The organism is Tabrizicola fusiformis (assembly GCF_013328815.1).
GTDB lineage: Bacteria > Pseudomonadota > Alphaproteobacteria > Rhodobacterales > Rhodobacteraceae > Fuscibacter.
Window position 1 is genome coordinate 1 of sequence record NZ_JABUHN010000055.1, and the last position, 812, is coordinate 812.

Here is an 812-nt window from a genome sequence, read left to right on the forward strand (position 1 = left end):
AACCACGAAGCGCTGAAGGGCGCGACCGATGCAGAAAAGCAATCGGTGGCCGACCTGATCGCGGAACGGATGCGGCTCGAGGAAGTCCGCGACCGGCTGGATCAGATCGGCGAGACCGGGCGCAATGCGTTTCAGCAGCTTCTCAGCGGCGCCACCTCGTTCGGCGGGGCCTTGGCGATGGTGCTGGATAAGCTGGCCGAGATGCTGGCCTCGGATGCCTGGGACATGATCTGGGGTGGCGGCGGGCTGAACCTGGGCGGCTTGATCGGCAGCCTGTTTGGGCTTGCCCCTGCGAAGGCTGACGGTGGCAAGGTGACCGGCCCGGGCGGTCCGCGCGACGACAACCTGCTGCACTGGCTCTCGAATGGCGAATTCGTCGTCAACGCCGCCGCGACCCGGAACGCGCAACCGCTCCTTGAGGCGATCAACGCCGGGGTGCCGGTTGATCGGCTTGTCGATCTGATCGGCAGCCGCCGTCCGGGCTTTGCCGATGGCGGGCTGGTCGGCTCCAGCGCCCCGCGCGCCTGGCGGGTGGCAACCGACAGCGGCAGCGCTGGCGCTGGCCCGACTTCGACGGGTGCTGCTGGCGGCAAGATGCAGCTCGATATCCGGGTCAGCATGGACCGCGACCGCAATTGGCAGGCGGCGGTGCGCGACATTGCCACCGACACCTCGATCGAAGTGTCGCAGGTGGTGGTCGATGAGTGGAGCCGTCAGGCGCTGCCCGGCCGGGTGGCCGAGATCGACAGCCACCCGCGCGTGAGGGGGTGAGATGGCTGTCCTGACCTTCCCGCTCAGCCTCGCCCAGTTCT

1 pseudogene is annotated in these 812 nt (G+C 68.2%); it reads left to right on the forward strand.

The window, feature by feature from the left end:
* Nucleotides 1–771, forward strand: a pseudogene (locus HS053_RS22120) (hypothetical protein); the annotation flags it as partial.
* Nucleotides 772–812 lie beyond the last annotated feature (41 nt).